The organism is Acinetobacter sp. CY79 (assembly GCF_059515845.1).
This window is the reverse complement of record NZ_JCAKMY010000002.1, coordinates 20040-45495: the sequence shown is the minus strand read 5'-3', so window position 1 is coordinate 45495 and position 25456 is coordinate 20040. Positions and strand designations below refer to the sequence as shown.

The following is a 25456-nucleotide window of genomic DNA, read 5'->3' as shown; positions in this document are numbered from 1 at the left end:
AAAAAATTATAGGGACAAAAAAGACCCACGAATGGGTCTTTTTTTAACACGTTTTGTTAAGCTTGTTTAGTCTTTTCTTCTGCGAGGAAGAACCAAGTGTCTAATACAGAGTCTGGGTTAAGAGAAACTGAATCGATACCTTGTTCCATTAACCATAATGCAAGATCTGGATGGTCAGAAGGACCTTGACCACAGATACCTACGTATTTACCTGCTTTACGGCAAGCTTGGATCGCAAGAGAAAGCAATGCTTTCACAGCTGGATCACGTTCGTCAAATAAGTGAGACACAATACCTGAGTCACGGTCTAGACCAAGTGTTAATTGAGTCAAGTCGTTAGAACCGATAGAGAAACCATCGAAATGCTCAAGGAATTGATCAGCCAATAATGCATTGGTTGGTAATTCACACATCATGATCACTTTAAGACCGTTTTCACCACGCTTAAGACCATTCAGTGCTAACAATTCAATTACACGTTTCGCTTCAGCTACTGTACGTACGAAAGGAATCATGATTTGAATGTTGGTTAAGCCCATTTCGTCACGTGCTTTTTTCAATGCACGGCATTCGAGCTCGAAACAATCACGGAAGTTGTCAGATACATAACGACTCGCACCACGGAAGCCCAACATTGGGTTTTCTTCTTCAGGCTCGTATAACTTACCACCGATCAAGTTTGCATATTCATTTGACTTAAAGTCAGACATACGAACAATGACTGGCTTGTCTGCAAATGCAGCTGCAAGGGTAGAAATACCTTCAACCAGTTTTTCTACATAGAATTCGATAGGGGATGCATAGCCAGCTGTACGAGTCAGAACAGCTGCACGAGTTTCACGTGGCAAGCTGTCAATGTTGAGTAATGCTTTTGGATGCACACCAATCATACGGTTGATGATGAATTCTAAACGTGCAAGACCGATACCTTCGTTTGGAATTTGAGCAAAGTCAAATGCACGATCAGGGTTACCAACGTTCATCATTACTTTGAATTCTAAAGGAGGCATTGATTCGATTGAGTTACGTTGAATTTCAAAATCCAAAGCACCTTCATAAATAAAACCTGTATCACCTTCAGCACAAGAAACAGTCACTTCTTGACCATCTACAAGCACTTCTGTTGCATTACCACAACCCACAATGGCAGGTACGCCTAATTCACGTGCAATAATTGCAGCGTGACAAGTACGACCACCACGATTGGTTACGATTGCTGCAGCACGTTTCATTACTGGTTCCCAATCTGGGTCAGTCATGTCAGAAACTAAAACATCACCGTCTTGTACTTTGTCCATTTCTTTAATTGAAGAAACAATACGTACACGACCTGAACCAATACGTTGACCAATTGAACGACCTTCACAAAGGACAGTACCTTTTTGTTTAAGGAGGTAGCGTTCCATTGTGCCAACATTTTCGCGGCTTTTCACAGTTTCAGGACGCGCTTGAACGATGTAAATTTGACCATCATCACCATCTTTCGCCCATTCGATGTCCATTGGCGCACCGTAATGGTTTTCGATGATGAGGGCTTGTTTAGCCAGTTCTTGAAGTTCTTGGTCGTTTAAAGCAAATTGTTGACGTTCAGCTTTATCAACATCTACGATAGAAACAGATTTACCTGCTGAAGCTTCTTCACCGTAAATCATTTTCTGGTGTTTAGAACCTAAGTTACGACGTAATACAGCATGTTTACCTGCATTAAGAAGAGGTTTAGACAGGTAGAATTCGTCAGGGTTTACTGCACCTTGTACAACCATTTCGCCCAAACCATAAGATGCAGTAATAAATACAACATCACGGAAACCAGATTCTGTGTCTAATGTAAACATTACACCAGCAGCGCCAGTTTCTGAACGAACCATACGTTGAATACCCGCAGATAAAGCAACGATGTCATGGTCAAAGTTTTGGTGCACACGGTAAGCAATTGCACGGTCATTATATAATGATGCGAAAACTTCTTTAATCGCGATCAGCACGTTATCAATACCGCGAATGTTTAAGAAAGTCTCTTGTTGACCTGCAAATGAAGCATCTGGAAGATCTTCGGCTGTTGCAGATGAACGAACGGCAACCGCAATATCAGGGTTGCCGTTTGATAATGCAGCAAATGCATCACGGACTTCTTTTTCTAAAGCTGGCGTAAGCGGAGTATCGACAACCCATTGACGAATTTTTGCGCCTGTTTCTGCAAGGGCATTCACGTCATCAACGTTGAGTTGTTTCAATTCAGCTGAAATTTTAGCATTAAGGCCACTTTGCTCTAGGAATTCGCGATACGCGTTAGCAGTGGTTGCAAATCCACCTGGAACTGATACGCCAGCATTTGCTAAATGGCTAATCATTTCTCCAAGGGAAGAGTTTTTACCGCCCACGATCTCAACGTCGTGCTTACCTAGTTTTTCCAGACCGATTACGCGTGCTTCCAAAGTTGTTACTCCACTTATGCAGTATTAATCACTATCTTGGCATGATATTTTCAATATAACTTAGCAAACTTATTTTACTAAGCGACACTCATGTAAGATCAGTTTACTATAAAGATTATATAGCACTTAGACAAATAAATGAGGAGTATTTTAATGTCAGAAAGTAAAGAGATAAAGCGAAGTGTGTTTTTTATTTCCGATGGAACTGCAATCACTGCAGAGACACTTGGACATTCTCTATTGGCACAATTTCCTCATGTCGATTTTGATATTCATATTATTCCGTATATCACCACGGAAGAGGCTGCAATGGGCGTGGTTGCTGAGATTAACTCACGTTCAGCAAGTGATGGGCAGCTCCCTTTGGTGTTCGATACTCTGGTCGATCCCTATGTAAGAGACATCATTAACACAGCCAATGCTGTTAACCTTGATGTGTTCGAAGGGATGATTAGTAAGCTGTCTGAAGAGCTTGGAACTCAGCCTACGACTTTAGTCGGGCAAACGCATGCTGTAACGGACTCTGAGTCATATAAATCACGTATTGATGCGGTACATTTTGCACTTGATAATGACGATGGTGCTCGTACTCGTCATTACGATAAGGCTGATCTCATTTTGATCGGTGTATCACGTTCTGGTAAAACGCCAACCTCTATTTATTTATCACTTCAATTTGGTATTCGTGTCGCGAATTACCCATTGACTGAAGAAGATCTCGATGACAATCGTTTGCCTGCGGTTTTAAAAGAACATAAACATAAACTTTTTGGTCTGATGATTGATGCAGAGCGCTTAGTCGCTATTCGTACTGAACGTAAAGCAAATAGCCGTTATGCAAGCTTTAGACAGTGTGAAATGGAGCTTCGCGCAGTGGAAGGAATTTATATTTCCGAAGGGATTAAGTATTTAAATGTTTCTGAAATGTCGATTGAAGAGATCTCTACGCGTGTTCTACAAATGGCGGGATTAAAGCGCAGAATTGGTTAAAAATTCCTAATAATATTTATAGTCACCTTGTTTTGAGCCAGCCATTGCTGGCTTAATTTTTTAGTCATATAAATTCGATTAGATTCATTTTTGTGCTCTCATTACATGTGTATAAAAGCCATTCAACACGTTATTAAAAGTATATTTTAATCCTTAAAATCTAGATTTCATCATATCTAACTAACAAAAAAATCAGTTTAAACCACATTCCGATAAAAGGTAGAAGCTATCGGGAAAGCTAAAATTTATATAAATAAGTCAATATATGCTTTCAAAATCAGTCTTTAAAGTGATTTTTAGACAGGAAATGAATGTTGCAGAAGTTACTCAATTGACTTGTATGACATTAAATAAAAAAAAACTGCCATGGTTAAGCTGTATTTTATATTTTTAAAAAGAGTATTTGGCTATAGAGAAGCTAAATTAACTATATTTATTTTACCTAAACTTACAAGAAGCCATAAAAAATATAAGTAATTACAAATGTCGGATTTTCAAATTCTTTAATAATCGATTGAATTAAAGAAATTAATTGATTTTTTGCATGTTTTTGCACATTACATTAGATAACGATAATTCTTAAATCATTTGCATACCATTCATGAAGTGTGAAATCGGTCACATTTTATGCAGAACAACAAGTGAATTTTTTAGAATGAAAACTAGATATGATTTTTATTATTTGAAGTCTTTTATCCTTATAACGGTTTTAGCATTAACGGCAACGAATCTTCAAGCAGCAAACAATCAGTTTACAAGTGTAATTGATCAACAGCGAGAAACCCTTGTTATTTCTATAAAAAAGGGCATTGTTGATGATGGAATTTCCAAACTGAGACAATTATTAGAAAGTAATCCAAGTAACCAAAAACTTATCGCTGATTATTTGTTACTGTCTTTACAAAATAAACGAGACTTGGAAGAAGATCATCGGTGGTTAGCATATATCCATCCTGCTGAATTTCCAGCTTATGCTCAGATACCATTAATCAAAGCATATAGAGACAAAAAACAATTTTCGACTGCTTTAAATTTACTCGAACAATTTAAAAAAAATAATAACAGTACTGACTTAGAAATTTTAAAGGCGGTTCTACTGGCTGAGAATCAGCAAAAGATTGAAGCAGCAAATCAGTTGAAAAAAATAGATATTGAGCTGCTAAATCAAGATCAGTTGAATCAATTGTCTTATGCATATCGAATCATTGATCAACCGATTCGTGCTTTAGCAGTCATTCAAAAAAATAATAGTGAGAGTATTAACGCTGCATCACAACAAGAATATCTAAATGTATTGCTGGCTTTGGGATCGTATCAGCAAGCTTTAAAATTGATTGATAAAAACCCTGAACTCGATTTAACGCATACGCTAAGAAGACAGGCACTGTTGGGACAATTTTCTGAATCCATTAAAAATGCGATTAAGAATCAAAAACATTTAGCCTATCAAGGACAAGCAGATTCCCAAAGCTATGCACATCTCGATCAAATTTTAGAAAATGCTTCAGTTTTCGAGTCTGAGCTTAAACAGGATCCAAATATGTATCGTCGTTTTCGATATGAATACATTTATGGGCTGAGTTATCGGAGCCGTCATCGAGACGTATTGGCAGTAAATGATAATCTGGATTTACCGTTAACCGATATGCCTGCATACGTCAGGCATTCAATTGCAGATGCATACCTGGCAACGAAACAAGCTGCCAAAGCGGAGAAAGTTTATAAGTCGCTATTAACTGAAAAAAATTATGCGGATATGAATGTTTATACCTCTTTGTATTACGCACTGATTGAACAAGAGAAATATAAACAAGCCAATGCTTTGATCAAAGACATTGATTCTAAAATGCCTACTTTCCAATACAGTCTGGCAAAAGGGGTTGATAAACGTGTTCATCCTGAACGAAATGATTACGAAAATTTAAAAGCACTGTCGCTTGCCTATTCAAATCAATTGAATGATGCTGAAAATCTCTTAACTCGAAATATTGAACGTGCCCCGAACAATGAGGAAGTGATCAATAACCTCGTGCGCATTCAACGTTGGCGCGAAAAGCCTCAGCAGGCTGAACAGACATTAAACCGTTTAAATGGTATAGAGCCAAGATCCAAAAGTACGTCCATTAACCAAATGCAAAATCAACAAGCACTCGGTGATATTTCAGCTTGGCGTAATCAGACAATGCATTTAAGTCAACGCTATCCTACTGATACCAGTGTCATTAAAAGCCATAAAGAACTTGCAGACCGGGAACGTTTTTCTATTTCACATGATTCGCGTTTTTCAGAGAGTAAAGCCGATCAAAATCAGGTTTTAGAAACCTTGAAAGGGACAAAAGATTTTGAATCAACGACCCGTTTGAATTCGCCTTGGATGCATGATAACTATCGCGTTTTTACCCAGTATAAACACAGGATGGGCGATTATCGCGAAGGAAAAATCAGAGATGAACGTTTAGGTTTGGGTGGAGAGTGGGATTCGAAACAAAAGTCTATGTCGGTGATGTTGTCACAAGATTTAGATGGTGATGATTTGGGTTTCGATGCGAATTGGAATCATCGACTGGACGATCACTGGCGATATAACTTAGGTTTTTCAACTCAAGCAGACATCCCTTTACAAGCACTTAAACTGAATGAGGATGCACAGTCCTATACGGCGGGTTTATCTTGGCAAGCCAATGAATCAAAACAAGCTTCTTTACAGTATCAGGCAACAGATATTAGTGATGGAAATTTAAGACAAGAGTTAAGTGCACGATATCAGCAAAATATTTTTATGCAACCACATCATAAAACTCAGCTCGGATTATCCAGTTATTTAGGTCGCAATCGCTTAGACCAAACAGCTTATTTCAGCCCGAAAGAAAGTATCAGTGGTGCTATTGATTTTAATCACGATTGGTTGACTTGGCGTAAATATGAACAATCATTCACTCAACAATTTTCATTAACCACTGGATTCTATAAACAAACTGATTTTGATGCAGAGCCTGTGGTGGATATTCGTTATGGTCACCAGTGGCAACTCACGCGAACGTGGGGGCTCCAATACGGTGTTGGCTGGGGTATGCATCCCTACGATGGAGAGAAAGAAAAAAAATGGTATGGCCAGTTAGGTTTTGAAGGTAAATTCTGATGAAAAAAATAATAAAACTCAGCTCAATGGCTATAGCACTCGGGTTGTTTCATTCACCAAGTTTTGCGCAAATACAGTCTACCCAAAAATCTGATGATAGTAGCTTTATCGGTCTCACTTTTCATGATGTTCGTGATGACGTATTGAAACAGGGGGATAAAGATGTTTATGCCGTCAGTACACGAAATTTAGTACAGTTTTTTGAATGGATTAAACAATCTCAATGGCATCCGATCAGTTTGCGTGAGATCGCTGAAGCAAAGAAAAATGGTACAGCTTTGCCGGAAAATGCTGTGGTGATTAGTTTTGATGATGGTGCGCTGAGTGGCTATACCCATGTCTATCCTTTAGTTCAGCAGTACAACATTCCTGTTGTTTTTGCAATCGTGACCAGTTGGACCAATGGTAATACGCAAGCTGCTTATGAAGCGTATGGAAAAGGCAATTTAATGACTTGGACACAAATGCGTGAGATGAAAAAGTCAGGTTTAGTTGAATTTGCCAGCCATTCTGATGATATGCACAAAGGTATATTGGCGAATCCACAAGGCAATCAGCAACCAGCTGCCTTAACACACCAATATTTTCCACATCTGAAACGCTATGAAACGGATGCTGAATATCAACAGCGCCTTTATCAGGATCTTAAAAAATCGAAAAATGTACTGAGTCAAGAGCTTGGAATTGATGCCTTGGCGATCATCTGGCCTTATGGTGCGGTTAATCCTGAAACAACCAAAATTGCGGCACAAGCAGGTTTTCCTTTGTCATTTAGCTTAGGTGTAGATACACCAAATAAAAAGAGTGATGCCATTTATCAGCGTGGATTGGTAATGAATAATCCAACGTCTGAGGATTTACATCAACAAATGACCGAGTTTGTAAAAACTCAACAATTTGAAAATTACAATCCAATTCGAGCTTTGACTGTTGATTTAAAACAATTCAAATCCGAAAACGTGGAGCAAGGTAATCAAATACTAGGCTTAGCACTAAATCAGGTTAGTGCTTTATCGACCAATATGATGATTCTGAAAGTGCTCAATGATGAGAACAAAGATGGTGTTTATGATCAGGCTTATTTTCCAACCACGCAGTTAAAATTAAACCAAGATGTGTTGAATCGGGTCGCTTGGCAGGCGAGAACGCGAGTATTCAATCGTGTAACTGCTCAACTACCGATTTATCCAGATCCAAGCAAGCCTTTATTGGTTGTCGATTTAGCAGAGGATTTGGTTAAAAATAATAAAGGTATCGATGGCATTATGTTAAATGCGGAAAATCGTTTGGCATGTGTTTTCCAAAACAAAGCAGTATTAGAAAGCAACTGTCAGTCGGATCTCAATGCTGTAACTGATTTAAGTGATGCTATTCAAAAGCGAATTTCTCCGTATTTAAATAGTAGTAATAGTCAAAAATTCTATTTACAGCTTAGCTACCCAGATACAGAGAGTCAATCACTTAAGTCAGTGGTTCATGCCTTAAACCATGATTTTTCATTAATCAATTTTGAAATAAACAGTTTAGAAAACCCTAAACGTTTAAAATCATTTATTGAACAATTAAAGAATTTCAGTGCTTTAGAGAAAACCAAGCTAATGGTAACTCTTAATAATGACAACATTAAGAGTCAAAAAGAATGGCAACTCTTAAGTGAGCAATTACAACGCTTACAACGAGCAGGTATTCAAAAACTCGCTCTCTCTCACTATGATTTTGACAATGCTCAACAGGTTCATCGACATTTATATACACCGCTCAGCTTAAATCCGGGTGCATTATTGTATCGAGACCCATTTCAAATTGACTCAAAGCAAGGGGTTAAGAAATGAGTATTATTGATTTTATATTTTCATTTTCATTCCTATATCCACTGGTGATGGCATGGACATGGATGATCGGTGGAGTTTGGTTTTTCTTTAAATATGAGTTTAAAGAAAGAGCCTTGCCAGAGCCGAGTGAGGAAGGGGCAAGTATTATTATTCCTTGCTTCAATGAAGATGAGCAAGTCAGAGAAACTATTCGTTATGCCTTGCAGACTCAATATCCTAACTTTGAGGTGATTGCTGTTAATGACGGTAGTTCGGATCAGACTGGAGCTATTTTAGATGAAATGGTGAAAGAGCATGAACAATTACGTGTCATACATCTTGCCAATAATCAGGGTAAAGCTTATGCATTACGTTCAGGTGCAATGCTCAGCCGTTATGAATATCTGATTTGTATTGATGGTGATGCCTTATTACATCCGCATGCCGTGTTATGGATGATGCACCATTTGCTGAATTTTGGTCATGTGGGTGCAGTGACAGGTAATCCAAGAATTCTAAATCGTTCGAGTATTCTAGGTAAATTACAAGTTGGCGAGTTTTCTTCGATTATTGGGCTGATCAAACGTGCACAACGAACCTATGGTCGTATCTTTACCGTATCAGGTGTCATCGCAGGTTTTCGTAAAACAGCTTTGGAGCGTGTAGGATTTTGGTCTCCTGATAAAATTACTGAAGATATTGATATCTCTTGGAAAATCCAGATTGATAACTGGAAAATTCACTATGTGCCAAATGCACTTTGCTACATCTACATGCCAGAAACTTTTTCAGGACTGTGGAAGCAAAGGGTTCGCTGGGCACAGGGCGGTGTAGAAGTCCTCAAAACCTACCTACCTAAAATGTTCAGTTTTAAAATGATAGGGATGTGGCCAGTTGCAATTGAATGCATGCTGAGTGTGATCTGGTCTTATCTGATTCTACTGATTGTATTTTTATTCCTGACCGGTTTGTTTATCGACTATCCAGCCTCATGGCAAATTAAATCATTAATGCCACAATGGTACGGCGTGATTTTGGCCATTACTTGTCTTATTCAGTTTTTCATTAGTCTTTGGATTGATAAGCGCTATGACGATGGACGTTTTTTTAGAAATTATTTTTGGGTGATTTGGTATCCGATTTTTTTCTGGGTGCTTTCAGTGATGACGACTGTGGTTGCTGTTCCTAAAGCACTTTTTAATCGAAATAAACGAGCGAGATGGGTAAGTCCGGATCGCGGGTTTAAAGGAGAATAACAAATGAATGAAATGAAACCGAAATATGGTTTATCTCAGGATAGAGATTTAGATTTACCTCAATATATCGATCAGTCGAAATTTGTGAAAAATAAGCAAGGTCATTATTTACTGCAATTTACGGGTTGGGCATTTTGGAGCTTTCTGTTTGTTCCATTGTTAACTTTAATATTATGGTTATATCAAGGTAATTTAATTAGAAATTATATCTTCGCAGAAGAGTTTGATATTCAATTACATAATATTATGTGGTTAGCTGTTCTGGTTGTATGTTTTGGTGCCACATTATTGTTGTGGGCAAGCTTCAATTGGATCAGATTTAGAAAACAACATGTGATAAAAGCGGTAATTAACGTGAATAATGCGATGTTGGCGAAATATCTCACCATCAGTCCACGCGAACTTGAAGATATGAAAACTTCAAAACGTATAGTACTTCACTATGACGAAAATGGTGAACTATATGACTATCAAATGAATCGTAAATATTACTTTTAAGTCAAAAGTAATTTGAAATTCTTCAAATATCCAAAAAGAAGTAATAAAGAAGGAGCAAATTTGCTCCTTTTTTTAAGTGATAATGTTATTGAACACTAGCTAGATAGGGTTAAAAGCTACCCCATAATTCTAAGACTACTCGTCATAGGTATGCACGATAATATCGACTAAATGTTCAATCCCTTCCATACTTTGAATCGCTTCTTCTGTAATTTTTACCACAGGCCACGTAATCAGTTTGCAATTACTACTTTGCAGTGCTGGATAATAAGTATCAGACTTTAAAAATACTTTTCGTTCAGACGCTGAGTTCGGCATGAGTTGACGGCGCAACCACACATCACTGACTTGAGATTCTAAATAACGAATCGCCAGCAAAGATTTCACCCGATGGTTAAATAAACGTCTATTCTTCACTAAAAGCGGATGTGAAATTAAGCGTTGAATCCCTTTTTCTGTGTGAGGCAAAATAAAGTAGGGTCGAATTTGAAATACTTTAACAAATGTAGCTCGTTGACAGATCTGATCTAAATGCGTTACAGACAGTTGATTTGCACCAATGATCGCCACGCGTAAACCTGAAAAATCAGTTTGCTTGATTTCAGAAGCAGAGATCAACTTCCCTTTAAATTTCTGAAAGTGCTCTGGTGAATTTTCAAAAAAAACGTCCTTGTTTTTCATTTTTTCCTTATTCATATAGATACCTAATTATTGTTTTAGCTAACGGCTTTTGGTTCTGCAGTTAATTCATATATCCAAGTTGGGACTTTAGGTAAAGATTTTTCTGGGATCTTATCAGTCACTTTTACCATCGCATCGATAGGCATATGGAACCATTTTTTATTGCGATCTACTACGTTCTTACCATGGAATTGAATGATTTGGAACCATGGATTACGACGACCTTCGACTGTACGACCTCCAATACGAGAAAACTTATTCATTGCTGCATAAAGTTTCTCTTCAGGTAATCCTAGCTTAATGACATTATCTCGCATCTTATTGATTAACGGTAAGTAAGCCAAAATACCTAACAGCATACGTGGATCTACAGCACGGGCAGCCATCTGTGCAAGCTCGATCATGGTCTTGTTGACGCCCTGTGCTTCCATCACACTAAAGCCAACACCTAAATGACGTGCTTCATCTCCGTTGATGAGTTCGAAGGCTTGGTGGCATACAGGGTCATCAACTGTATCCAGTAGGAACGTACACAGTGCGCCATCGAGTGCAACTTCAAGCATTGGAATCACCGCACCCAAAATATAAAACGGCATGTCATCTGCATAGGTGTCTAACCATTCGATGATTAATCGTAAGTTTTTATTGGGTTTTGGAATATCACCATCCAGCATGCCCCAGCGTTTCATCAGTGCCATTTCAGCATTGGCATGACGTTGTTCTTCAGCATGGAAAATCGCATACATTTCACGAAGCGTGTCTGTTGGTGCTTTTTTAGACATGGCTGAAAATGCACGAGCTCCGACATGCTCAATCCACATCAAATCTGCCATAAAGTCTTTTAATTTTGGCCATTGTTCAGCAGTAATTAACTCACGACCTGGTGCATCCCAGTCAATGTCAGAGAGTGTCCATTGTGTGTTTTTAACTTTTTCAAGCATTTTATCAAGATCGATTGAAGCCATGATCATTCCATCATATTTTTTTAATGCTTCAATTTTACTATTCCATCATGTGACAAAGTTTGCATAAAATATAAATGTGAACTGATTATTTATGCCATATAGATAAAGTCATGATTTCAATAATGAAAATAAAAGGCATCATGCGATTATTTTTTATAGGGTGTCATTTGGGGACAAACAGCTGTCATTTGAAAATAAAAATTGTCTAACAATAATGATGTAGCATTTAAAATGGTATCAGTGACTGATTGAAAATGGTTTTTTTATGAGCGTAAATTGAGGTATGAGGAACTTCTAAGTAGGCGATATTCATGAATTTAAATGAACTTGAGAGCGGTTTGTTTTCTCAAGTTCATATATCGTTAAGGATTTGAATTGTCATGATTGAATGGATCATTTGAAAGTGGGTTCGAAATTTCTGGTGTAACAGTAATTAAACGCAGGTATTCTAAGTCACGTACATTCTTTTGTACTGCGACAGCGCCAAATAAACTGAGTAGAAAAGCCATCATATAAAAGCCTTTTTCACTGAGTAATAATGTGGCATTAAATAAACCAATGCCTAAAAGCGCTATACAAATCGCCAGCGAAGCCCAACAGAGTGCTAAATAAATCGGGGTGACATTTAGTCCTTCTAATTTATCTCGAACCACTTTTTGCAATGAAACAGCAGAAAACAAACCATATAAAATAATCACTAAATAATAGCCTTTTTCATTTAATGCCATTTGCGCATTGAATAGGCCAACACAGTACGCTGCGAGTCCAGCAATGAGTGCGACCCAACTGACTGCAATGAACGCTGAAGAGGGTTCGTTAATGTATTGCTGCATATTTTTCTCTGTATTCTTTATTATCATGCTTATTTTTATAGTTTATTTTGTACAGAAAAGCTATTAAAAGGAATTTTTAAAACTTCGATCTAATCATTTATTTTAATGATTTCAATGGAATATGGGTCATTAAAAAGCCTAATAACATTAGGCTTTAAAGTTTAATCGATGTTTATTGTACTCATTAGTGACTTTGATTTTTGATTTGCATCAATAAGTCAAAGTTGTATTTACGTTTTTGCGTGTCGTAAATATCACAAGTAAAAATAAACTCATCGACATCATAAGGTACAAGCAGTTGTTCTAAACTTTGCTTGACCATTTCAGGCGAACCGATTTGAGCCATAGCGTAGAAATTATCCACTGATATTTTTTCAGCAGGTGACCACAACGCATTCATATCTTGAACTGGCGCTTTAAGTTTGAGGCTTTGTCCGCGCATGAGACCCAATACACGTTGATATGCACTGGTCGCTAAATACGCTGCTTCCTCATCAGAATCTGCAATAACAGTCGGAACACCCATCGATACATAAGGTTGATCTAAATATTCAGATGGCTCAAAGTTCTCGCGGTACAGTTGAATCGCTTGCCCTAACATTCGCGGTGCAAAATGCGATGCAAATGAATAAGGTAATCCCAATTTTGCTGCAAGCTGAGCGCTGAATAGACTGGATCCAAGTAACCAGACTGGAACGTGAGTACCTTGACCAGGAGTGGCTGTAATTCTTTGATTCGGTTGAGCATCATCAAAATAGCTCAGAATTTCTAAAACATCTCTAGGAAATTGATCTTCAGTTTCTTGACGTCCACGGCGTAAAGCACGCATGGTATGTTGATCTGTGCCTGGCGCTCGACCCAGTCCAAGTTCAACGCGATTTGGGTACAGCGTTGCAAGCGTACCAAACTGTTCAGCAACGACTAATGGAGCATGGTTAGGCAGCATAATGCCACCTGATCCCACTTTGATAGATTGTGTATTTGCTAGAATATAACCCAATAAAACCGCCGTTGCTGAGCTGGCAATCCCATCCATGTTGTGATGTTCAGCCAACCACAAACGGTCATAGCCTAATTTTTCAATATGTTGAGCCAGGTCTAAAGCATGCTTAAGTGAAAACTCGACACTTTTGTCATCTCTGACAGGCGCGAGTTCTAATACTGAGAATTTAATATCTTTTAAAGTGCGCATATAAATGCTCTTATTCAGAGGATGTTTAAATCATACGATTAGATGACGATTTTGTATATCGAATAAATACGATATATTGTGAATTTAAGTTATGCTCAATTCATCTTAATCTATGGAAATAGGGTTAATCATGCGCAGGTTTAAACTTTAACTTGAAGTTATAAACTAAAAAAAGCACCCGAAGGTGCTTAAATATGATTATCGCTAAGAGATTAAACAGAAGTACGTTTAGCGTTTCCCATTTTTGTACCAACCTAAATGACGACCATTGTCCCCACGGTTGCTCCGATAATCACGATCATTGTAGCGATAGTTATTGGTGCGATAGCCACCACGATCACTGCGGTCATAACGGTTGTTATAGCGATTATCTCGGTTATCGTCACGATCATCATAGCGGCGGTCTTCTGACACTTTTTTACCCAGTACAGAACCACCTGCAGAACCCACAGCGGCACCGGCATATCCGCCATTCGTGCCACCCATGTTTTTACCGACGGTATAGCCACCTACACCACCTAGAGCCGCACCAATGGCAGCACCATTACGATCTTTCTTAGTTGCAGAAGCAGCCGCACCGCCCGCACCACCCAGTGCAGAACCGATCATTGCACCTGTTGAACCACCCATTTGTTGACCAATTGCAGCACCAACAACACCACCGAGTGCTGAGCTGAGCGCAACACGAGTATTGCTATTCGCCTGAGCTGTAGACATTGTCACCACTGAAGTTGCGATGACAGCACCAAAGAGTAATTTATTGATTTTCATTTTTGACTCCTTACGAAGCGCGTTGTTTAACTGTTAAATTGAATATAGGGATAAAGCGGAAATACAGCATGAAGGCATCGTTTTTGAATTGTATTTTTTTCTTCGTAATTTCTTCATATTTTCTTGTTCATATTTTCTTGGTTGTTCTCTGTGATTTGAATAATCATTCAATTTTGCAAATTTTTTAACTTCAGTTTGAAATGCTGAACTTCTGTAATGAAATTGACGTGAGAAGACTAGGGCGTGTTGACATTTGCTGTTCAAAAAATATTTTCACATTAATTAAAAATCATTATACCAACGGCTGAATCATGATTAAATAAAGTGTATGGATTTTGGAGCTACAATGGGTTATTCAAAAATAAGTTTATTTTTATAACTACATTCTTCTCACCATGCTGTTGTTGAGTTTGATCAATTCAGGGAAATCTCACCTTAGATCTTATATTGTTTATTTATTTTGCATGCGATTTTGAATTCAATAAAGTTGAATACTACAGGATATAAAAAAGCACCCGAAGGTGCTTGATTGACGTCACATTTGAATTAATGACGACGATTACGTTTTTTCTTCCATTTGCGATCTTGGCGTGAATCAGCTGCTTTGTCTTTAGAAATCTTGTTACCAAGCGCAGCACCACCCGCAGCACCTAGAGCAGAACCGATGTAACCACCGTTTGAACCGCCCATGTTTTTACCTACGGTATAACCTGCACCACCACCAAGGGCACCACCGATTGCAGATTCAGTACGGTTACGCTTATTACTTGCAACTGCAGCACCACCAGCACCACCTAGAGCGGCACCAATGGTCGCACCCGTATTGCCACCCATGTTTTTCCCTAGAGCTGTACCTGCAACACTGCCTAATGCACTTGCTGCAGCTACACGAGCTGTACTGTCTGCATAAGTGTTCGCAGCCATTAAAGATGAAGCTGCTAATGTTGCACTGATTAAAATAGCATTCAATTTCATGGTTCACTCCATGTCCAAGATCTGGACTTCATTCATATTTATTTCGATGAAGCAAATTTAACAAAAAGTTCAGCTCAAAATGTGTAGATGCAAAGCCAGAGTTTTACAGTTTGGTAGCGCATTGTTGTGTTTATATTACAACTGAATATTTTCTAGGCTGAAAATAGCGCAATAAGAACAAATTATGGAGAGACGACTATTTCCCCAAAGTCGAATACACATCTTAAATTCCCAATTTAAAGTCATCACTCTTGGTAAATACTTTAGAAAATGACATATATATGTCTTTTGGGGCTTAGACTCGTTAAACTATTGCTAATTTAGAATTCGCTTGATCTGACTTATTTTAAAGTCAGATCGAGTCTTAGCTTGAGATCTTATTTAAAATGAAAGAATCGTTACGTTTACGATTAGACCAACTTTGTGATCGTCATGAAGAATTAGAAGCGTTACTGGCTGATGTAGAAGTAATTTCGGACAATAAACGGTTTCGTAACTTGTCACGTGAGCATAGTGACTTAAGTGAAATCACCGCAGTATGGAAAAAATACACTCAAGCAGAACAAGATATTGAAACTGCTGAAGCCATGCTTTCAGATCCTGATTTTAAAGAAATGGCGCAAGAAGAAATTAAAGACAATAAGGCTTTAATCGAAGCGCTTGAGGCTGATTTAAACATCTTGATGATTCCTAAAGATCCTAACGATGCCAATTCAGCTTATTTAGAAGTGCGTGCGGGAACAGGCGGTGATGAAGCTGCCATTTTCTCGGGTGACTTGTATCGCATGTACAGTAAATATGCTGAATCGCAAGGTTGGCGTATTGAAGTGCTTTCTGAAAATGAAGGTGAACATGGCGGTTATAAAGAAGTGATTTGCTTAGTCAGTGGGGAAGGTGTTTATGGTCGCTTGAAGTTTGAAAGTGGTGCGCACCGTGTTCAACGCGTGCCTGCAACTGAATCTCAAGGTCGTGTACATACTTCAGCATGTACAGTGGCGATCTTACCTGAAGTTGATGTAGATACCACGGTTGATATTAATCCTTCAGATTTACGTATTGACACTTATCGCGCATCTGGTGCAGGTGGTCAGCATATTAACAAAACAGATTCGGCGGTTCGTATTACCCATTTACCGACAGGTACAGTGGTTGAATGTCAAGATGAGCGTTCACAGCATAAGAACAAAGCTAAGGCTCTGGCTTTATTGGCATCTCGTTTGGAAAATGCAAAACGTGCAGCTGCCGATGCGGCAACATCTGAAATGCGTCGTGACTTGGTGGGTTCGGGTGACCGTTCGGAACGTATTCGTACTTATAACTATCCTCAAGGTCGTATGACCGATCATCGTATCAACTTAACTTTATATAAGTTAGATGCAGTGATGGAAGGCGATTTAACTGAACTCTTGGACAGTTTACATCGTGAATATCAAGCAGATCAGTTGGCAATGCTCGCTCAGCAGAATGGTGGTTAAGTGAATATTGCACAGGCATTGGCTTTACGTGGTGAAGCTGAAAGTTATGAACGCCAAGAAAATGCTTGGTTACTTGAACATATCACCAAAATTGATTCTTTTGATTTAGTGATGAAGAAGGATCAAGTCCTGACAGCTGAACAAGAACAGAACTATGTTGATTCACTCAAACGTATTGAAGACGGTGAACCTTTAGCGTATGTCACGGGTTCACAACCTTTTTGGACACTTGATTTAAAAGTGACTAAAGATACGCTAGTGCCACGTCCTGATACTGAAATCTTGGTTGAAACGGTACTACATTTGGACTTACCTGAGGATGCACGTGTTGTGGATTTAGGGACTGGTACGGGTGCAATTGCATTATCACTTGCCAGTGAACGCCCTGATTGGGATGTAACCGCAACTGATATTTATGCGCCGACACTTGAAGTGGCGCAATACAATGCAGAACAGCATGATTTAAACCATGTAAAATTTGCCTTAGGTAGTTGGTATAAAGCATTAAAACCCAATCAGTTTTTTGATGTGATTGTTTCAAATCCACCGTACATTGATGCGGATGATAAGCATATGCCAAAGTTAGCCACTGAGCCACGTCGTGCTTTGGTTGCTGATAAACATGGAATGGCAGATATTGAGCTGATTATCCAACATGGTAAAAAGCAATTAACTGCGAAAGGTTGGATTGCACTTGAACATGGTTATGATCAAGGAGAAGCGGTTCAACAGGTCTTTAAAAAGTATGGATTTAAGAAAATTCGTACAGTCAAAGACTATGGTGGTAATGATCGTGTGACTTTAGGTCAATGGCCGAATTAAACCACGATTTTCAAATAAAAAAGCGACTTAAATAGTCGCTTTTTTATGAGTTATGTTGAATAGATGAGTATATGAAATTACATCGGATAATCTATTAGACATTCTGAAACTTCAACTTGATCTAAAGCATTGGTTTCAAGTGCTAAGCAGAGTGCAATGACTTTAGCCGTATCGTGAAGATTGTCTTGATTGAGTGCATCACCAGATTGAATGGCTTGAATATTTTCAGGGCTAATATCTAGAGCATGTGCAAACTCTAAAGCATCATGGTCAATAAAAAAGGCAGAAATTGCATTTTGAAGTTGCAACTCAGATGCATTCAAAATAGCTTGATTCAGTAATTCATCTGCTTCTACATTTGCAAGTGATGAAGATGATGGCGAAGTTAAGGCGTGAGTAACGTGTTGAACGAGATGCTGTTCAAGTACATCAGAGATTTTAAGCATGTTTAGACCTTTAACGGATTAAACGAGGGAGAGGATTTGGTTGCAAAGTATGCAGAATATGAGTAAAAAATAATCTATTTTGTGGGTGGGTGCAATCTTATTCAGATGAGTGTAAATGTATTATTTGATGTTTAATTGAACAATTTTTAAATAATGTTTTTTAAAATAAAATAGTTAAACGAAATTGAAGCTAAGTGACTGTTCAGTCTAATGTTCTTGTAAGTTCCGATAAGCCCCTGGACTGACACCAGTCCATTTTTTAAAGGCACGGTGAAACGCACTTGGATCATGAAAATCCAGTTCATCACTGATCTGTTGCAGTGAAAGATCAGTTTGTGTGAGTAATTCAATGGCAATATCTCGGCGTATTTCATTCTTGAGTTGTTGGTAACTCATTGCTTCAGCTTTTAAACGTCGTTGGAATGTGGCTTCAGAAAAGTTGAGTTGTTTGGCTAAATCATGAATTTCAAGCCATTCTGAAGGTGGATTATTGATAAGCTGTTTGCGAATAATGGTGCTGATTGCATTGGGGTTTTTATATCGAACCAATAGATTATAAGGCGTTTGCTTTATAAAGTTTGACCAAGATTGATGATCTTGCTTAATTGAAATATTGAGATAATTTGCATCAAACTGAATGTAATTTTCATCACATTGATATTTAATTTGCTCGCAAAATCTAAACTTATAATCTCGATCATCTAAAGGCATTGGGCATTTCAATTGAATTTGATTAATAATGACTCTTTGACCAGAGAGCCAACACATTAAGCTATGGATCAGCATGATGTAAGTTGCATAGCTAAACATAGGTTTTATGGTTTTAACATCCTTGATCACAATGTATGCATAATTTTCCTGAACGAATAACTGACTTTGAAAATCGTCGAGAATGCTATTAAAAAATTGTGTGATGTGCTGTGTTGCTCTACGCAAATTCTCACTATGAATCAGCATTTGAGAAAGCAGTTTAAAACTACCTCGTCGCATCGGGTGATGATCCATGCCAAAAAATTCATCATTCAGTTGATTGGCAAGTTCTATCCATAATCGTCCAAAAGAGTCGATCGACACACGTGCTTTGGGAGCATTTAAAAGCTCAAGTGGAATTCCAACTTTCTGCAAAATCATATAGATATCACAATCCGCATTTTTAACCGCAGAGATGACTTCGTTCACTAAGCTGATCGAGATGGTGCCTTTGTGTAATTCAATTGATTGATTATTTTGCTTAAAATCCATTATGTTGTTCTACGTTTAGAATTGTCCAAATGCATCAAACAGGATGCAACTTTTGGAAATTGTACTCAAGCTTGACTATGTTTACTCTGCGTCTTAAGTCGAGTGTAGATTAAAGTGAACAGTGTTGATCTATGCGATCTTTAAAACATAATGATCACATACAAACAAAATGCTCAAAAAATACTGAAATGCAAGGATAAAAAATGAAGATTCAAGGAAAAGTTTTTGTAGTGACTGGCGGTGCTTCTGGCTTAGGCGCGGCAACAGCGACGCACTTGGTTGGTCAAGGTGCGAAAGTGATTATGGTGGATATGAACCAAGAGCTTGGCAAGGAAATGCAAAAGCGTTTGGGTGAACATGCTCACTTTATTCAATTAGATGTCACCGATGAAAACGCAGTAGAAAGTTTCTTCAAGCAGGTTGAGCAAGACTATGGCCAGTTAAATGGTTTAATCAACTGTGCAGGCATTGGCCCTTCGGCAAAAGTGCTCGGACGTGATGGTATCCATGAATTGGCATTGTTCCAAAAAGTACTCAATATCAATGTGACGGGTACATTTAATATGCTACGTTTTGCCGCACAATTGATTGCGAAATATGAGTTGCAAGTCGGTGAGGAAGAGCGAGGAGTGATTGTAAATACAGCTTCTGTTGCTGCATTTGACGGTCAGATTGGTCAGTCTGCATATTCGGCTTCCAAAGGTGCCGTTGTAGCCATGACCTTACCTTTAGCGCGTGAATTAGCACGTGAAAAAATTCGTGTGATGACGATTGCACCGGGCATTATGGAAACACCCATGTTGAAAGGGATGCCTCAAAATGTTCAGGATTCTTTAGGGCAAATGGTACCGTTTCCGCCACGTTTGGCTAAGCCTGAAGAGTTTGCGCATTTAGTGGGGCATATTTGTGAAAATGCTTATCTAAATGGTGAGGTGATTCGTTTGGATGGTGCAATTCGTATGGCTGCAAAGTAAAAAATTAACTTTCATTGCGTCGGTGTCTGTACTTTATTAGTTAGATTACACCCTATTTTAATTGTTACTTTTGTTTCGGCAAAAGTAACCAAAACCATTGTCATTTGCAAAACTCGTTAAATATTTTTTACGAAACTAAAAAATCGCAGAAACTTTAGAGTCGAACTGCATCAGTCTCGAACAGTTGCAAATGACTTTTCCGCGTATCAAATATTGTATTAAAAATATAAACCTACTGAAAATAACCTGACCCTGAGAAGGAAACTCAAATGATTTTAAATGATGAACAGAAAATGGTTCAGGACATGATGCGCAATTATGCACAGGCGAACCTAAAGCCGACTGCGCCAGAGCGAGATAAATCACATCGTTTCCCACATGAAGAATTAAAAGAATTAGGCGAGTTGGGTGCTTTGGGCATGACTGTGCCTGTAGAGTGGAACGGTGCAGGTTTAGATTATATTTCTCTGGTTTTAGCACTGGAAGAAATCGCTGCAGGTGATGGTGCAATTTCAACCATTGTCAGTGTTCAGAACTCATTGCCTTGTGGCATCACTTTAAAATATGGCTCAGAAGCGCAAAAAGAAAAATATTTGAAGAAATTGGCAACAGGCGAGTGGCTAGGCTGTTTTTGTTTGACTGAGCCTCAAGCTGGTTCAGATGCAGGTGCATTACAGTGTACTGCGCGTAGAGAGGGTGATCATTGGGTATTAAATGGAACCAAGCAATTTATTACCACAATTATTTAACGGGTGATACCGTTAAATTAAATGAGTTGGGTGGGGTGGATTTCGTAGGACGTGCAGACGATGTCATTACAACGTCAGGCTATCGTATCGGTCCTTTTGATGTAGAGAGCACTTTACTGGAGTGTAATGAGGTGTTGGAGTCAGCTGTGATTGGTAAGCCTGATCCCGAACGTACTGAAATCGTGAAAGCTTTTGTGGTATTAAAACCTCAGTTTAAAGCGGATCAAGCTTTGGCAGATAAGCTTCAATCGTATGTAAAAACACGTTTGTTTAAACATGCTTATCCGAAAGAAATAGAGTTTGTAGAAGGTTTGCCTAAAACGTCAAGTGGTAACATTCAGCGGAATTTATTGAAGCAACAAGAGATTGTCAAGATGGAAGGCATTCAAAAAGTGAGCTGATATGATTACAAGAGAAAGCACCGAAAGAGGTGCTTTTTTATTGTTGCAATAATGAATGATTTTTATTAAAAGTTATTATAAATTAAATTTTTATATGTTTTTATATTTTGTGGGGTTATCGTGGGGTTTAATTTTCGTAAAAGCTTAAAAATTGCACCAGGTGTTCGTTTAAATATTACCAAGAAAGGTTTGACGAGTGTTTCTGTGGGTAAGAAGGGTGCGATAGTGAATTTGAAAGCGAATAAGGTGAAGTCAACGTTTGGTATTCCGAAAACTGGATTATCGTATTCTAAAGAATTTGCAACGAAAAGAAATAATGCTACTCAACCTTTTCCGCTAGTTCATAGTTCTGAACAAAGAAATGTAGGCATGTTATTGCTGATAGGTATAGTTTTAATGCCTTATATTTTTGCTTGGTTCACACTGAGAGCTGGATATTCAGCTACATCAAGATTCTTAAGTTTTACTTGGTTAATTGTATTAATTTTAATTGCTAAATAGACTAACTTTTCATTTTAGACTCATTACAATAGTCACTCATATTTTGTATGGCATATTAAGTTGACTAACTTATACGGAAACAATTTAGATCTCACCGAATCCGAATTACACCTTTATTCCCGCCAAATTTTACTCGATGGCTGGGATATTGAAGCTCAGGAAAAGCTGAAACTCGCCAATGTTCTGATTGTTGGCTGTGGCGGTATCGGCTGCACAACTGCAGAACTCCTCGCACGAGCAGGTGTAGGACAAATTACACTGATTGATGCGGATACGATTGAGATGAGTAATTTACAACGTCAAATAGCCTATGCAGAAAATGACATTGGATTTTACAAGTCCGAAATCTTGGCAAAACGACTGCAACATATTAATCCACATATTCGGGTACACAGCATCACTACAAAACTCGATGCTCAAAATGCAGAACAACTGATCGCAGAGCAAGATTTAGTTTTAGATGGATGTGATAACTTTGAAACGCGCTACTTGGTCAATCAAGTTTGCAAATTTGAAAATATACCTTTGATCAGTGCTTCAGCCATTGGCTTCCAAGGGCAATTGTTCATGGTTGAAGGGGATTCAGCCTGTTATGAATGCTTATTTACTAAAGAGCAACATGCCAATGAAAGTTTACGTTGTGCTGATTCAGGTGTACTCGCCACAACACCCAATGTTATGGCAAGTTTACAAGCACATCATGCACTGATTTATTTAGGTTTAAATCTCACACCATTAAAGCAAAAACTATTGCTGTGGGATGGTTTAAGCATGAAACAACGTCTACTTGCTTACGAAACAGATAGAGATTGTCCAATCTGTCAGGCAAGACAATCCGCAAATGCAGATTAATTTGCTACACTCGAACGAATTTATTTCTATTCAGACATTATGAAAAACAATATTTGGCTAGATGGACTGCGCTCAGTTGCCCGAGTTGGGGAAACTGCAGTAATCGCGGCAAAAGCGGGTATCAAATACGCGACAGAAAAACCAAGTAACGCAAAACTGATGCGTGAAACTTTTGAATCTTTAGGTTCAACTTATATTAAACTCGGGCAGTTTATTGCCAGTACACCGTCACTTTTTCCACGTGAATACGTTGAAGAGTTTCAGGGGTGTTTAGATCAAACGCCAAAGTTGCCTTTTAGCTATATCGAAAGTGTTTTAGCTTCAGAGTTTGCGGGTCGTGATCTCGGTGAGATTTTTGCATCGATTGATGAAATGCCGTTAGCTTCAGCTTCAATTGCACAAGTCCATGCAGCCAAATTGGTGAGTGGCGAAGATGTTGTTATTAAAGTTCAAAAACCGGGTGTAGAAACGATTCTTTATACCGATTTGAATGTACTCCATTGGTCAACCAAAATTCTTGAAAAAGCTGTACCTAAAGTGAAGTTTGCTTCACTGGCTGATATTGTTGAAGAAATTAAAAATCGTATGGTACGTGAAGTCGATTTTATTGAAGAAGCAAAAAATATTGATGATTTCGTCAATTATTTGAATGTGACTCAAAACAATAAAGCGACTGCACCTAAGGTTTATCATCAGTATTCAACCCGTCGTGTACTGACCATGCAACGTTTTTATGGTGTGCCACTGACAGACTTTGAAGTCGTTAAAAAGCTTTCTAAAGATCCCTCCCAAGTACTGATTACAGCCATGAACACATGGTTCGGTAGCTTGATGATGTGTGAGAGCTTCCATGCAGATCTACATGCGGGCAATCTGATGTTGCTTGAAGATGGTCGAGTTGGTTTTATTGATTTTGGTATTGTGGGTCAATTAAATCCTGAAGTTTGGACGGCATGCATGGCGTTTATGGATGCATTGCAAACCACAAATTATCCATTGATGGCTGAAAATATGCTGAAAATGGGGATGACTGATCAACAGGTAGATATTCAAGTCCTTGCGAAGGATATTGAACGTCTATTTAGTGGTGTGATCATGGCAGATCCACAGCAAATTCTATCGACCAATCCCGCTGACCTGAATGACATCATGATGGATGTCGTTGCAGTTGGTGAGCGTCATGGCATCCGTTTCCCACGTGATTTTGCATTGCTGTTTAAGCAAATGTTGTATTTCGATCGCTTCATGCGAGTACTCGCACCTTATACGGATATTTATGCCGATCAACGTTTGCAAATGGTGCAGACTTTAGATCGAAATACGCTGCTGAAAAGTTAATCATTGTTTTAAGATTTAGCCTGATATTGATTAATTCGAGCTTTCACGGTTGTTTCATTGTGAAAGCTTAAATTTTGAAATGTACAATGAAATTGATGCCATCAGGCTGAACATTTTTAAGAGTAAAAATATGGATGCCATCATTATTGAAGGTTTGAAAGTTGAAACAGTCGTGGGCTGTTTCATTTGGGAACGCCAAATCATTCAACCCTTAATGTTGGATCTCACGATCAATACGGATTTGGAACAGGCTGCAAGCTCAGATTTATTAGCAGACACCATGAACTATGCTGAAATTTGTGAAATATCCGCAAAAGTGATTCAAGAAGCCAAGCCTGAGTTGATCGAACACGCAGCAAAACTGGTGTTAAATGCGCTTTTTGCTACCTTTCCAGCGATAGAATCTATTATGATTACCATCCGGAAGCCTGCCATTATCGCGCAAGCAAATTCAGTAGGAATTCGTCTTGAACGACACCGCAATGATGTTCGCCCTAGCACTGGCGAGTAATCAAAATCCTGAGCAACATTTTGAACGTGCTTTTCAGCAAATCAGTAGTTTAGGTGAGACACAGTTTTCACCTATTTATCAAATTCCATGTCGTGATGGTGTGGGTGCAGACTATTGGAATGCTGCGTGTATCGTAAAAAGTAATTTGACAGTCGAACAGTTACTCAAATTCTTAAAGAATATGGAATTCGAATCGGGTAGAATCAGACCGTCACATCAAATTACTTTAGATGTCGATTTGATTGCATGGGGAGAGGGTTTAAGCTCAATGCAGTTTAATGCGAAAAAACTACCACTTGCAGTTGATGTCAAAATTCCACTTTATGATATTTGGGCTCATGATCAGTTCAAAGTTTCTTTGAGTTATCCTGTTGTTGAGCAATGAGTCTGATTCTAAAATGTATGTGAATGTTTGAATCCAAGAAGCAGTTTTGAGCTGTGAATTCATGATTTCACCTATTTAACTCTTTTGTTAATTGGGTTTATGATGGAGCTCAATAGTTCTTTGATATTTTGATTGTATCGGATGATACTTTTAAAATTCGTTATACTAATTTAAAGTTACTCAAGGCATTGTGTTTCACAATGTCTTTTTGCGT

At 38.4% G+C, this 25456-nt stretch carries 22 protein-coding genes and 2 pseudogenes; 15 read left to right on the top strand and 9 right to left on the bottom strand.

All coding sequences use genetic code 11. The annotated features are described in order from the left end of the window. Window positions 1-56: 56 nt before the first annotated feature. Window positions 57-2435, bottom strand: a complete 2379-nt coding sequence (ppsA, locus tag AC5YCE_RS01095; RefSeq protein WP_496126781.1) for a phosphoenolpyruvate synthase — start codon at window positions 2433-2435, stop codon at window positions 57-59. Between the two features lie 153 nt (window positions 2436-2588). Here ppsA and ppsR point away from each other — a divergent pair, with 153 nt between their 5' ends. The 5 genes from ppsR (at window position 2589) to pgaD (ending at window position 10129) form a co-directional block, all read left to right on the top strand. Then, entirely contained in the window at window positions 2589-3425 is an 837-nt protein-coding gene (gene ppsR / locus AC5YCE_RS01090; RefSeq protein WP_496126782.1) for a posphoenolpyruvate synthetase regulatory kinase/phosphorylase PpsR, read from the top strand. 655 nt (window positions 3426-4080) lie between these two features. Beyond that, a complete protein-coding gene (gene pgaA / locus AC5YCE_RS01085; RefSeq protein WP_496170533.1) occupies window positions 4081-6564 on the top strand; it encodes a poly-beta-1,6 N-acetyl-D-glucosamine export porin PgaA in 2484 nt (827 codons plus the stop codon). After that, window positions 6564-8396, top strand: a complete 1833-nt coding sequence (pgaB, locus tag AC5YCE_RS01080; protein WP_496170531.1) for a poly-beta-1,6-N-acetyl-D-glucosamine N-deacetylase PgaB — start codon at window positions 6564-6566, stop codon at window positions 8394-8396. Before pgaA ends, pgaB begins: the two co-directional genes overlap by 1 nt. After that, window positions 8393-9631 carry a poly-beta-1,6-N-acetyl-D-glucosamine synthase gene (gene pgaC / locus AC5YCE_RS01075; RefSeq protein ID WP_496126785.1) on the top strand — a complete coding sequence of 413 codons (1239 nt, stop codon included), beginning with the start codon at window positions 8393-8395 and terminating at the stop codon, window positions 9629-9631. The genes pgaB and pgaC overlap by 4 nt, the downstream gene beginning before the upstream one ends. Before the next feature lie 3 nt (window positions 9632-9634). Further along, window positions 9635-10129, top strand: a complete 495-nt coding sequence (gene pgaD / locus AC5YCE_RS01070; protein ID WP_496126786.1) for a poly-beta-1,6-N-acetyl-D-glucosamine biosynthesis protein PgaD — start codon at window positions 9635-9637, stop codon at window positions 10127-10129. A 135-nt stretch (window positions 10130-10264) separates the two neighbouring features. On the opposite strand, the gene AC5YCE_RS01065 is transcribed toward pgaD, so the two are convergent. The 6 genes from AC5YCE_RS01065 to AC5YCE_RS01040 all read right to left on the bottom strand — a co-directional run bounded on the left by AC5YCE_RS01065 (window position 10265) and on the right by AC5YCE_RS01040 (window position 15546). Next, window positions 10265-10825 (bottom strand): NAD(P)/FAD-dependent oxidoreductase, encoded by a 561-nt coding sequence (locus tag AC5YCE_RS01065; RefSeq protein ID WP_496126787.1) that lies wholly within the window; start codon window positions 10823-10825, stop codon window positions 10265-10267. A gap of 20 nt (window positions 10826-10845) precedes the next feature. Next, window positions 10846-11775: a ferritin-like domain-containing protein gene (locus tag AC5YCE_RS01060; protein WP_496126788.1), complete on the bottom strand. Its 930-nt coding sequence runs from the start codon at window positions 11773-11775 to the stop codon at window positions 10846-10848. A 362-nt stretch (window positions 11776-12137) separates the two neighbouring features. Continuing rightward, window positions 12138-12608, bottom strand: a complete 471-nt coding sequence (yiaA, locus tag AC5YCE_RS01055; RefSeq protein WP_496126789.1) for an inner membrane protein YiaA — start codon at window positions 12606-12608, stop codon at window positions 12138-12140. Window positions 12609-12792: 184 nt separating this feature from the next. Beyond that, window positions 12793-13800 (bottom strand): LLM class flavin-dependent oxidoreductase, encoded by a 1008-nt coding sequence (locus tag AC5YCE_RS01050; protein WP_496170528.1) that lies wholly within the window; start codon window positions 13798-13800, stop codon window positions 12793-12795. Window positions 13801-14028: 228 nt separating this feature from the next. Further along, on the bottom strand, window positions 14029-14571 hold the full coding sequence (locus tag AC5YCE_RS01045) for a hypothetical protein (protein ID WP_496170526.1): 543 nt from the start codon (window positions 14569-14571) through the stop codon (window positions 14029-14031). Between the two features lie 546 nt (window positions 14572-15117). Then, window positions 15118-15546, bottom strand: coding sequence for a glycine zipper domain-containing protein (locus AC5YCE_RS01040; RefSeq protein WP_496126792.1), 429 nt, complete (start codon window positions 15544-15546; stop codon window positions 15118-15120). A gap of 386 nt (window positions 15547-15932) precedes the next feature. Between AC5YCE_RS01040 and prfA the strand changes: the two genes are divergently transcribed. After that, window positions 15933-17021, top strand: coding sequence for a peptide chain release factor 1 (prfA, locus tag AC5YCE_RS01035; protein WP_496170524.1), 1089 nt, complete (start codon window positions 15933-15935; stop codon window positions 17019-17021). After that, window positions 17022-17843 (top strand): peptide chain release factor N(5)-glutamine methyltransferase, encoded by an 822-nt coding sequence (prmC, locus tag AC5YCE_RS01030; RefSeq protein ID WP_496170522.1) that lies wholly within the window; start codon window positions 17022-17024, stop codon window positions 17841-17843. Window positions 17844-17920: 77 nt separating this feature from the next. On the opposite strand, the gene AC5YCE_RS01025 is transcribed toward prmC, so the two are convergent. Together AC5YCE_RS01025 and AC5YCE_RS01020 are read right to left on the bottom strand one after the other, a co-directional pair. Further along, window positions 17921-18289 (bottom strand): hypothetical protein, encoded by a 369-nt coding sequence (locus AC5YCE_RS01025; protein ID WP_496170520.1) that lies wholly within the window; start codon window positions 18287-18289, stop codon window positions 17921-17923. Between the two features lie 207 nt (window positions 18290-18496). After that, window positions 18497-19531, bottom strand: coding sequence for a helix-turn-helix domain-containing protein (locus tag AC5YCE_RS01020; protein WP_496170518.1), 1035 nt, complete (start codon window positions 19529-19531; stop codon window positions 18497-18499). A 203-nt stretch (window positions 19532-19734) separates the two neighbouring features. Here AC5YCE_RS01020 and AC5YCE_RS01015 point away from each other — a divergent pair, with 203 nt between their 5' ends. The 8 genes and pseudogenes from AC5YCE_RS01015 (at window position 19735) to AC5YCE_RS00980 (ending at window position 25242) form a co-directional block, all read left to right on the top strand. Continuing rightward, window positions 19735-20505, top strand: a complete 771-nt coding sequence (locus AC5YCE_RS01015) for a 3-hydroxyacyl-CoA dehydrogenase (protein ID WP_496170516.1) — start codon at window positions 19735-19737, stop codon at window positions 20503-20505. A 269-nt stretch (window positions 20506-20774) separates the two neighbouring features. Further along, window positions 20775-21245, top strand: a pseudogene (locus AC5YCE_RS01010) (acyl-CoA dehydrogenase family protein); the annotation flags it as partial. 2 nt (window positions 21246-21247) lie between these two features. Beyond that, window positions 21248-21655, top strand: a pseudogene (locus AC5YCE_RS01005) (AMP-binding enzyme); the annotation flags it as partial. A gap of 120 nt (window positions 21656-21775) precedes the next feature. After that, entirely contained in the window at window positions 21776-22156 is a 381-nt protein-coding gene (locus AC5YCE_RS01000) for a DUF4236 domain-containing protein (protein ID WP_496170514.1), read from the top strand. A gap of 60 nt (window positions 22157-22216) precedes the next feature. Further along, window positions 22217-23008, top strand: coding sequence for a HesA/MoeB/ThiF family protein (locus AC5YCE_RS00995; RefSeq protein ID WP_496170512.1), 792 nt, complete (start codon window positions 22217-22219; stop codon window positions 23006-23008). 39 nt (window positions 23009-23047) lie between these two features. Further along, window positions 23048-24346, top strand: coding sequence for an ABC1 kinase family protein (locus tag AC5YCE_RS00990; protein WP_496170509.1), 1299 nt, complete (start codon window positions 23048-23050; stop codon window positions 24344-24346). Window positions 24347-24476: 130 nt separating this feature from the next. After that, the gene (gene folB / locus AC5YCE_RS00985) at window positions 24477-24857 is read left to right on the top strand and encodes a dihydroneopterin aldolase (protein ID WP_496170507.1); all 381 of its coding nucleotides are present in this window, start codon (window positions 24477-24479) and stop codon (window positions 24855-24857) included. Then, complete coding sequence (locus tag AC5YCE_RS00980) at window positions 24814-25242, top strand: 2-amino-4-hydroxy-6-hydroxymethyldihydropteridine diphosphokinase (RefSeq protein WP_496170505.1); 429 nt, start codon at window positions 24814-24816, stop codon at window positions 25240-25242. The genes folB and AC5YCE_RS00980 overlap by 44 nt, the downstream gene beginning before the upstream one ends. Window positions 25243-25456: the final 214 nt, after the last annotated feature.